Source organism: Corallococcus sp. AB049A (genome assembly GCF_003668885.1).
Taxonomy (GTDB): domain Bacteria; phylum Myxococcota; class Myxococcia; order Myxococcales; family Myxococcaceae; genus Corallococcus; species Corallococcus interemptor.
The window spans coordinates 1-9,037 of sequence record NZ_RAWL01000359.1 but is presented as its reverse complement, the minus strand read 5'-3'; the positions used below and the strand labels follow the sequence as shown (position 1 = coordinate 9,037).

The window sequence follows — 9,037 nt, the reverse complement described above, 5'->3', positions numbered from 1 at the left end:
TCGTCATCGCCACGTACAACCGGCTGCCCCTCATCACCCGCCTGCTCCAGCAGCTGGCCGGCCAGACGCTGCCGCCCGAGCAGTTCGAGGTCGTGGTGGTGGACGACGGCTCCGCCACCGACGTGAAGGGCCCGCTCTCCGCGCTGAAGCTGCCCTACACCCTGCGCGTGGAGGTGCAGGAGAACGCGGGCGCCGCCGCCGCGCGGCACCGGGGCGTGCTGGCCGCCCGGGGCGCCACGGTGCTCGTCACGGATGACGACATGCAGGTGGCGTCCGACTTCCTCGCGCGCCACCTGGGCCACCACCCGCCGGGCTCGCGCAACGTGGTGCTGGGCCGCATCCGGCCGGATCCCGAAATCGGGGAGATGCCGCTGTTCGAGCGCTGGTACGCGTACTTGAACAACCGCATGGCCGAGGAGCTGTCCACCCCCGGCGCGAAGGCGCGCGGCAACCACCTGTACACGGGCAACGTGTCCTTCCCCCGCGCGGACTACGTGGGCGTGGGCGGCTTCGACAAGACGCTGGGCCAGTCCGAGGACGTGGAGCTGGGCGTGCGCCTGGAGAAGGCCGGCTGCGCGTTCCTCTTCGCGCCGGACGCGTACGTGCTGCACGGCAGCGACCACGTCAGCTTCGAGAAGTGGATCCGCCGCGCCCACCGCTACGGCATGTTCGACACCCACGTCTCCGTGAAGCACCCGGACGTGAAGGGCGTGAACCCCTGGCGCCTCTTCTTCGAGACGAACCTGCTGTCGCGCCCGCTGCTCGCCTCCGCGGTGGTGGCGCCGGAGGCGTCGCGCAAGCTGACGGAGGCCGTGGTGAAGGCCTCCAGCGTCGCGGACAAGCTGGGGCTCACCGGCGCCGCGTTCGCGGGCACGTCCGTGGCGTACGGCATGGAGTACCTGCGCGGCGCCCGCACGGAGGCCGGCGGCTGGATGGGCGTGGCCCGGGGCTTCGCTCGCTACCTGCAGGGCCGGGGAGAGCCCCAAGGATGAAAGCCATGTTCGGAGCCCTCATCTCGGACGCGCTGGAGATGGCCAAGGCGGCCACCGGGACGACGGACGCGAAGTCCATCGCCAAGGTGGTGCTGACCAGTGACTCGTACCGCATCACCGCGCTCAACCGCGCGCGCGAGGCGGCGCTGGCCTTCCACATCCCGCTGGTGAACCACGTGCTGCGCGTGGCCCAGACGGCGGTGATGGGCATCGAGATTGGCAAGGACGTCACGCTGGGCAAGGGCGTGTACTTCGTGCACAGCCTGGGCGTCGTCATTGGCGGCGACGCGCGCATTGGCGACCGCGTGCGCTTCTACGGCAACAACACCGTGGGCACCGCCAAGGACAACGGCTACCCCACCATCGAGGACGACGTCTGGATTGGCGCGGGCGCCCGCATCCTGGGGCCCGTGCGCATTGGCGCCCGGTCTCGCATTGGCGCGAATGCCGTGGTGCTCCAGGACGTGCCGCCGGACAGCGTGGCGGTGGGCATCCCCGCGCGCATCTTCCCGCGCAAGGACCAGGACGAGGTCCCGCTGTAGCCGTCGCCGTTCGTTGATCCGCTGTGCCGGTTCGTTCCGGGGGATGCGTTGAGGAAGGTCATGGCAGACAGGGCGAAGCACGCGCGGTGGAAGCGGACCGTCATCCTCACCTGCGCGGTGCTGGGCGGCGGAGCCGGCGTGGCGATGGCCCAGCAGGGCGCTACGAAAGAGACTCCGCCCGCCGCGCAGCCCGCCGCCACGGACTCGGTGGCCGTCTACGACGGGGGCATCCAGGCCGGCTGGAAGGACATCGGCTGGGCCCCGCGTGAGCTGCCCAGGGGCGCGCCCGCGCGCCTGCGGATGTTCAACTACGGCGGGTGGATCCTCTACCGGCCCAAGCTCCAGGGCGCGTACGGCGCGCTGACCTTCCGCTTCACCGCCCCGGAGTCCTACGGCGAGTTCCTGGACGTGCGCCTGGACGCGCCCGGCGCCGCGACGTTCCCGCACGTGCGGATCAGCCCGGAGTTCATCGTCAAGAAGGACCGCGAGTGGGCGGAGGTCGTCGTGCCCATGGAGGTCCTCAACCCGCGCGGTGAGCCCTTCGACCGGCTGGTGTTCCGCGCGTCGAAGGAGGTGGCCCGGGACTGGGTGCTCTTCGACAAGGTGGCCCTGGTGCCGCTGTCCCCGGACGTGGCCGCCGCGCGCGCGGCCGGCGGCGGGCGCATGGGCCGGGGCGACGGCCGCGAGTCGAAGATGATCATCGACTGCACCGCGCCCTCCAAGCCCATCAGCCCGCTCATCTACGGCATCGCGCTGGACGGCAACAAGGAGACCACGGACACGCACCAGTGGAAGCTGGGCGCCACCATCCGCCGCTGGGGCGGCAACCCCACGTCCCGCTACAACTGGAAGCTGGGCCGCGCGTGGAACACCGGCAACGACTGGTACTTCCGCAACGTGCAGCTGGGCTTCGGCGCGGATGACTTCCTGGAGTCCAACCAGAAGCACAACGTGCAGTCCGCGCTCACGCTGCCGCTGATTGGCTGGGTGGCCAAGGACACGTCCTCCGTGGGCTTCCCGGTGTCGGAGTTCGGCCCGCAGCAGGCCCAGGACGACACGGAGCCCGCGGGCGGCAACGGCGTGCGCCGCGACGGCACACCCCTGGTCCCCGCCGCGCCCACGACGACCAGCGTGCAGGCCCCGCCGGAGTTCATTGGCGAGTGGGTGAAGTCGCTCAAGTCCCAGGACGCGAAGCGTGGTGGTGCCCGCGGCGTGAACATGTACATCCTGGACAACGAGCCCGCCCTCTGGAGCTCCACGCACCGGGACGTGCACCCCGAACCGCTCACCTACGACGAGCTGCTCAAGCGCACCATCGACTACGGCACCGTGGTGCGGAAGGCGGATCCGGACGCCGTCATCGCCGGCCCCGCCGAGTGGGGCTGGACGAACTACTTCTGGTCCGCCGCGGACTTCGCGCCCGGCCGCCCGCCGTACACGGACCGCCGCGCGCACGGCGACGTGCCGCTGCTGGCCTGGTACCTGCGCGAGCTGCGCGACCACGAGAAGAAGACCGGCGTGCGCCTGCTGGACGTGGTGGACGTGCACTTCTACCCGCAGACCAACGTGGGCCTGGGCCTGGAGGGCGCCACCGACCCGGACACCAACGCGCGGCGGATCCGCTCCACGCGCGCGCTGTGGGACCCCACGTACAAGGACGAGTCCTGGATTGGCCAGCCCATCCAGCTGATTCCCCGCGTGAAGCAGTGGATCGCGGAGAACTACCCCGGCCGGGGCATCTCCATTGGCGAATACAACTTCGGCGCCATGAAGCACATGAGCGGCGGCCTGGCGCAGGCGGAGGCCCTGGGCCGCTTCGGGCAGCAGGGGCTCACGTCCGCGTTCTTCTGGCAGTACCCCGCGGAGAACAGCCCCACGTTCTGGGCGTTCCGCGCGTACCGCGACTTCGACGGCAAGGGCGGCCGCTTCCAGGACAACGGCCTGTCCACCACCGCGCCGGAGGGCACCAGCCTCTTCGCGTCGCGGGACGCCTCCGGCAAGAAGCTCACGGCCGTCTTGCTCAACTTCGACCCCGAGCAGGCCGCTCAAGCCCAGGTGGAGTTCAAGGGCTGCGGCTCGCTCAACACCGTGCGCGTCATGGGGTACTCGGGCGCGCCGGGCGGTTTCACCGAACAGGCCACCGGCAAGCAGGCCGAGCAGACCCTGTCGCAGCGCCTTCCCCCCTACTCCATCACCGTGCTGGACCTCACGGTGAAGTGAAGACGACGCCTTGACCACCGCACACGCCCCCGCCTCCTCCCGCCCGCGCCTGAACATCGGGCAGCTCACCATCGACCAGCTCACCTTCCCGGAGGCCATCACCGCCATTGGCGAGCTGGTGGACGCGCACCAGGGTGGCTACGTCTTCACCGCCAACGTGGACCACGTCGTGCTGGCGGAGACGAACACGCGCTTCCGCGACGCGTACTCGAAGGCCACCATCAGCGTGGTGGACGGGATGCCCATCGTCTGGGCGTCGCGCATGCTGGACGTGTCCCTGCCGGAGCGCATCGCGGGCTCGGACCTCATCCTCCCGCTGGTGAAGCTGGGCGCCGAGCGCAAGTGGCGCATCTTCCTGTTGGGCGCGGGCCCGGGCGTCGCGGAGAAGGTGGGCAGGCAGTTCCAGGCGCAGTACCCCGGCATCGAAGTGGTGGGCTGGGACTCGCCCATGGTGAACCTGGACGCGGGCGACGCGCAGAACGACCCCATTGTCGCGCGCATCCGGGAGAAGGACCCGCACCTGCTCTTCGTCGCGCTGGGCAGCCCCAAGCAGGAGGTGTGGATTTCCCAGGTGGCCCAGAAGCTGGGGCCCACGGTGTCCATTGGCATTGGCGCGGGGTTCGACTTCATCGCTGGCACCGCCAGGCGCGCGCCGGAGTGGATCGCCAAGGCCGGCTTCGAGTGGCTCTACCGCCTCACCCACGAGCCCAAGCGCCTGTGGCGCCGGTACATTCTCAATGACTCACAGTTCGGGGTGATCCTGCTGCGCGAGTTGTGGAAGCGCACCCGGGGTCAGTAGGGGGGGGCGCCGGGACGTTCCCTCATGTCATCAGCCGTATCCCGTACGCCGCCCCGTTGGGCGGCGCGACTCGTCGTGTTCGCGGCGTTGTTGCTGTCTGCCTTCAGCCTGCCGGCGTCCGCCGCCACCAACACGGAGTCCACGCAGAAGGCCAATGGCTACAACATGGCGCAGGCCACCTCGAACGGCCGCACCATCCAGGGCAACCTGGACCTCCTGGGCGCGCGCATCCAGACGGACCAGCGGCCCGCGGGCAACTGGCTGCACGAGGGCAGCCTGTACCCCAATGAGAAGACGAGCCGGGCGGCCTGCCGGGCTGGCCAGCCACGCTGAGCCGGCCCACGGTGTTCCTGGCCGCCGGCCAGGAGTCCACGGTGACGCTGACGGTGCGCGCGCCGGCGAACCTGCTGCCCTCGCTGCTGTCGGAGGTCACGGTGACGGCGTCCTCCGGTGGCGCGCCGGGCGTGTCCGCGTCCGCTCGCGCCAAGACGTATACGCCGCCGCCTCCTCCGGTGACGGGCGTGGCGACGACGACGGCCATCCTCACGCCGGCCGCGAACGCGAGCGTGACCATTGGCCAGGCGATGCTGCTGTCCGCGCGGGTGCGCAACGCGTCCACCAACGCGGTGGTGACGGGGCCGCTGCGGGGCGTGGTGACCTTCTTCGTGGCGGGGGTGGCGATTGGCGCGGATGACGACGCGGACGGCGACGGCGTGTTCAGCCTGCCGTGGAGCATCGCGACGGACACGTGGACCGCCACGGGCGCGCAGGACTCCCGCGCGGTGTACTCCGGCGTGACGCTGCAGCCGAATGCGCAGAACCTGCTGGGCAGCACGGCGGCCGGCGTGGTGACGCTGACGGCGCGGGTGACGGATGCGCTGAGCGGCATCAAGAACGTGGCCTTCACTCGGGACGGGTCGGGCATCCGCGCTGGCACGCTCCAGTCGAACGGCAACTGGACCGCGGAGCTGGACACGCGCGAGCTGCTGGATGGCACGCACACGGTGGACGTGTGGATGACGGACGCGGTGGACAACTTCGTCATCCAGAGTTTCAGCTTCACGGTGAAGAACCACTAGCCGTCTGTCATTGACGGCGGTGCCCCTTCGGGGCGGGAGGTCCATCACGGGCCTTCCGCCCCGTTGTCTTTCCGGGGTGTCATTGGCCGCATGGATGCGCACAGGGCTGGCGTGTGGATGTTGTTGTTCGTGCTGCTCACGGGCTGCGCCAGCGGCCCCACGGTGCGGCTGCGCGCGGAGCAGGGGACCCGGACGTACGCGCCCGTCAGTGCTCGGGAGTTCGAGGAGGCGCTGACGCGGCTGGTGCTGGAGGTGCCGCTGAGGGTGCGGGCACCGAGGGTGGTGCATGCGGTCGCGAAGCAGGGAGCGGAGCTGGACCGGAGCCTCGGGTTCATGCTGCGGGACCGGTACGGACGGTGGTGCCGGGCGCATGAGGCTCCAGGGGACTGTCTGTCGTTGCTGGAGGACGGCGCGGGTTTTGGTGAGCTGGACCGGCTGACGCTCGCGGTGGGCATGTCGCTGGAGCCCCTGCGCGCGAGCATCGGGGCCGCGCTGCAGGACACGTTGGACCCGGCGTTCTTCGTGTCCGTGGTCTCGGGAGCGATTGCGTCCTGGGTGGTGCTGGCGGCGGCACCGGAGCCGCTGTTCACCAAGGCCGCGGCGGTGATTGCGGCTGTGTTCCTGGCGTACGTGGGGGTCCAGTCGTTCCTCGCGGTGGTGCGGGCGTGTGCCGCGCTGAAGGACGCCACGGACCGGGCGACGACGTTCCAGGAGCTGGAGGAAGCAGCGGAGGTCTTCGCGCGGACCCTGGGGCCGGAGGTGGCACGCGTCTTCGTGCTCGCGGTCACAGTGGCGGTGAGTCACGGCGTGACGATGGGGTTGTCCTCCGCGCTCGCGGCCATGCCGCGCTTCCCGGGTGCGGTGAGTCTGGGCCCGGTGCAGGTGCTGGACGTGAGCGCGGTAGGGGTGGTGGGCGGAGTGGTGGAGGTCACGCTCGCGTCCACGGCGGTGACCATGGCCGTCGTGGGGCCACCGCCTCCGAGCAGCAACACGGGAGGCCCGGGCAAGTGGGTCCAGGTCAACGAGTCGATGTCCGACCGAGCCCGCGACTATCAGGCCCAGGTGACCGGAACGCCGAAGGGCTCCGCGTACCGGCTCAAGAGTGGAGACGACGAGGTCGACTTCGACGGCTACGACCCGGTGGAGAACGTGCTGCTGGAGGCCAAGGGCCCGGGCTACGCGAAGTTCCTTGAGAATGACTCCCAGATGAAGAAGTTCTTCAGTGGGTTTAATGGACTGCGAGATCAGGCTCAGCGCCAATTGAACCTTGCGGAAGGAACACGCGTCCGGTGGATCGTGGCGGAGAAACCGTTCGCGGATTTCCTCCGCGAAGCCTTCAAGCGCCTCCGTTTCAAGATTGAAGTCGTCTACATCCCTCCACGTCCTCCCGCTCCCTAAGGAGTCCGAGCCATGACCGAGACGTACTACGCGGGTTGCTACTGGCTGGCCCGCCTTGAACCGGTAGAGGACTGCGCCCGGCAACTGGACGCCTTCCTCCGGGAACTCGGCCCGCTCGAGCCTTCATGGAACCGCTGGCATGAAACGGCGGACTCGTACGAAGCGGCTCGAAAGCTTCAGGTCCAGGCGGATGTACTGACACTCACGAAGCTCCTCGGCCGGAAGCGCAATCGGTCTCTCGACAGTTCGAGCTTCTGGCTCTGGGCGGGCGAGAACGAGGATGAGACCTCCGCGGTCAACGGCTTCTGCGGGGGCTCCTCCCTCCATGTGAACTCGGTTTGTCTCCTGGAACCGCCGGCCCGAGGTCCGGTCGCGGAGCGGGTGCTGACCGCGCCCGTCATGACCCGCGTGGTGCGTGCCATGGCGCTCGCATGGCAACCCGAGCTCGCCCTGGCGGCCTCGGAACAGCACCGGGACCTCGTGGCAGAGCCCTATTCCGATACCTACGTCGGCTGGGTCACCTACCTCGCCGACTTCCGCGGGCCCGTGCCCCCGCTGCCCTCCCCTGTGCAGGTGGAGCGCATCCCGGACCGGGGCACGCTCATCACCCTCACGCAGGAGAAGTTCAGCGTCGCCAATCCCGCTCACGTCGCCCTCGCCGCGGACGTCCAGGCGCGCCTCCAGGCGGCGGGGTTGCTCACCCCGCTTCGCCCCTGGGGCACCTGACTCAGCGCGGGCCGGGCTTCGCGAACCTCCGGAGCAGCGCCTCGTGCGCCGGGTGGCGGGCCACCATCGCGTCCGCCTCCGGCAGCTCGAAGTCCGCGAACTCGAAGCCCGGCGACACCGTGCAGCCCACCAGCGTGTACGCCCCCAGCGGCTCCGCCGCCTGCCATACCCCCGCCGGCACCAACACCTGCGGCTGATGGCCCTGCGTCACGTCCCGGCCCAGCACCTGGGTCTCCAGCCGGCCGTCCTCGTGCACCAGGTGCAACGCCAGCGGCTCCCCGTCGTGGAACAGCCACAGCTCGTCCGCGCCCACCACCCGGTGCCAGGCGGAGAACTCGCCTTTCTGCAGCAGGTAGTAGATGGCCGTCCCCGCGGACCTCCGTCCCCGGAGCGTCTGCACCTGGAACGCCGCCCGGTACGTCTCCCGGTAGTAGCCACCCTCCGGATGGGGCTGGAGGCCCAGCCTCCTCACCAGCTCTTCAACCATGGTGGTCCCAGTCTAACGCCGCGCCCCCTCAGGGCTTCTTCTTCTGCTGCTGCATCGCGGACGCCACCAGGTTCATCAGCTTCAGCTGCACCGGCGTCAGCCGCCGCAGGTTGCGCATCAGCCGCCGCATCTCCGGCACGTCCTCCTCCGTCCGCGCCCGGGGCTTCTCCTTCGGCGGCGGCGCCGCGAACTCCTCGCCCAACCCCAAGAGGTCGTGCGGCGGGATGTTCAGCACGACGCACAGCCGGCGCAGGTTCTGGACGCTGGGCAGCATGTGGCCCCGCTCCAGCCGGCCATACACCTCCGACGCCATGCCAATCCGGTCCGCCACGTCCGCCTGCGTCAGACCCAGCTTCACCCGCACGTTCCGCGCCGCCGCGCCAAGGATTCCCGCCAGTTCCGTGTCCATGCCCTTGCCCGTCCCGGGTGGAAAGCGCCTCCATGGCACCGGGCGCTGCATAACCCTGAAGGTCGGGTCATGTCACCTTACCTCTGGCGTTTTTTCCCACCCCGCATCCCACTCAGGGGGTGGGCTCCGGGAGGGGTGCGCGCCGGCGCTCGGCGGCCGTGAAGAGCAGGGCCATGGGCAGCCCCAGGAACACCGCGTGCCACACAATCTGGAGGAACTGCGGCACGCTCAGGAACCAGGGGAAGTAGCCGCGCGCCAGCAGCTGGAAGTCCACCATCCACACGAAGATGCCGAAGAGCATCCCCACCGCGGCCTGGAACTCCCAGCGCCCCCGGCCATCCACCGGCAGCATCGCGTCCAGCAGCGAGTACACCACCCCCCAGCC

General features: G+C 69.8%; 10 protein-coding genes and 1 pseudogene. 8 read left to right on the top strand and 3 right to left on the bottom strand.

Annotation, left to right across the window (positions count from 1 at the left end; translation table 11 throughout):
- The 8 genes from epsD to D7X55_RS29835 all read left to right on the top strand — a co-directional run.
- A partial coding sequence (gene epsD, locus D7X55_RS29870) for an exopolysaccharide biosynthesis glycosyltransferase EpsD (protein ID WP_121724843.1) occupies positions 1 to 992 on the top strand: 992 nt, incomplete at its 5' end.
- 5 nt (positions 993 to 997) lie between these two features.
- Positions 998 to 1,534 (top strand): serine O-acetyltransferase EpsC, encoded by a 537-nt coding sequence (gene epsC / locus D7X55_RS29865; protein ID WP_199747209.1) that lies wholly within the window; start codon positions 998 to 1,000, stop codon positions 1,532 to 1,534.
- A gap of 60 nt (positions 1,535 to 1,594) precedes the next feature.
- Positions 1,595 to 3,754, top strand: a complete 2,160-nt coding sequence (gene epsB, locus D7X55_RS29860; RefSeq protein ID WP_120552854.1) for a GH44 family glycoside hydrolase EpsB — start codon at positions 1,595 to 1,597, stop codon at positions 3,752 to 3,754.
- Positions 3,755 to 3,764: 10 nt separating this feature from the next.
- Positions 3,765 to 4,553 (top strand): exopolysaccharide biosynthesis glycosyltransferase EpsA, encoded by a 789-nt coding sequence (epsA, locus tag D7X55_RS29855; RefSeq protein ID WP_121724842.1) that lies wholly within the window; start codon positions 3,765 to 3,767, stop codon positions 4,551 to 4,553.
- 24 nt (positions 4,554 to 4,577) lie between these two features.
- On the top strand, positions 4,578 to 4,886 hold the full coding sequence (locus D7X55_RS29850; protein ID WP_147442987.1) for a hypothetical protein: 309 nt from the start codon (positions 4,578 to 4,580) through the stop codon (positions 4,884 to 4,886).
- A gap of 11 nt (positions 4,887 to 4,897) precedes the next feature.
- The gene (locus D7X55_RS29845; RefSeq protein WP_121724841.1) at positions 4,898 to 5,632 is read left to right on the top strand and encodes an Ig-like domain-containing protein; all 735 of its coding nucleotides are present in this window, start codon (positions 4,898 to 4,900) and stop codon (positions 5,630 to 5,632) included.
- A 90-nt stretch (positions 5,633 to 5,722) separates the two neighbouring features.
- Positions 5,723 to 7,030: a restriction endonuclease fold toxin 5 domain-containing protein gene (locus D7X55_RS29840; protein ID WP_120552858.1), complete on the top strand. Its 1,308-nt coding sequence runs from the start codon at positions 5,723 to 5,725 to the stop codon at positions 7,028 to 7,030.
- A 12-nt stretch (positions 7,031 to 7,042) separates the two neighbouring features.
- Complete coding sequence (locus tag D7X55_RS29835) at positions 7,043 to 7,756, top strand: immunity 52 family protein (protein ID WP_120552859.1); 714 nt, start codon at positions 7,043 to 7,045, stop codon at positions 7,754 to 7,756.
- Position 7,757: 1 nt separating this feature from the next.
- On the opposite strand, the gene D7X55_RS29830 is transcribed toward D7X55_RS29835, so the two are convergent.
- The 3 genes and pseudogenes from D7X55_RS29830 to D7X55_RS29820 form a co-directional block, all read right to left on the bottom strand.
- A complete protein-coding gene (locus tag D7X55_RS29830) occupies positions 7,758 to 8,243 on the bottom strand; it encodes a cupin domain-containing protein (RefSeq protein WP_121724840.1) in 486 nt (161 codons plus the stop codon).
- A 28-nt stretch (positions 8,244 to 8,271) separates the two neighbouring features.
- Positions 8,272 to 8,652 carry a helix-turn-helix domain-containing protein gene (locus D7X55_RS29825; protein ID WP_120552861.1) on the bottom strand — a complete coding sequence of 127 codons (381 nt, stop codon included), beginning with the start codon at positions 8,650 to 8,652 and terminating at the stop codon, positions 8,272 to 8,274.
- A gap of 112 nt (positions 8,653 to 8,764) precedes the next feature.
- Positions 8,765 to 9,037: pseudogene (locus D7X55_RS29820) on the bottom strand (hypothetical protein); the annotation flags it as partial.

Coding starts and splice junctions, on each gene's coding strand:
- epsC (WP_199747209.1), top strand. CDS start 998: ATGTTCGGAGCCCTCATCTCGGACGCGCTGGAGATGGCCAAGGCGGCC.
- epsB (WP_120552854.1), top strand. CDS start 1,595: ATGGCAGACAGGGCGAAGCACGCGCGGTGGAAGCGGACCGTCATCCTC.
- D7X55_RS29850 (WP_147442987.1), top strand. CDS start 4,578: ATGTCATCAGCCGTATCCCGTACGCCGCCCCGTTGGGCGGCGCGACTC.
- D7X55_RS29840 (WP_120552858.1), top strand. CDS start 5,723: ATGGATGCGCACAGGGCTGGCGTGTGGATGTTGTTGTTCGTGCTGCTC.
- D7X55_RS29835 (WP_120552859.1), top strand. CDS start 7,043: ATGACCGAGACGTACTACGCGGGTTGCTACTGGCTGGCCCGCCTTGAA.
- D7X55_RS29830 (WP_121724840.1), bottom strand. CDS start 8,243: ATGGTTGAAGAGCTGGTGAGGAGGCTGGGCCTCCAGCCCCATCCGGAG.
- D7X55_RS29825 (WP_120552861.1), bottom strand. CDS start 8,652: ATGGACACGGAACTGGCGGGAATCCTTGGCGCGGCGGCGCGGAACGTG.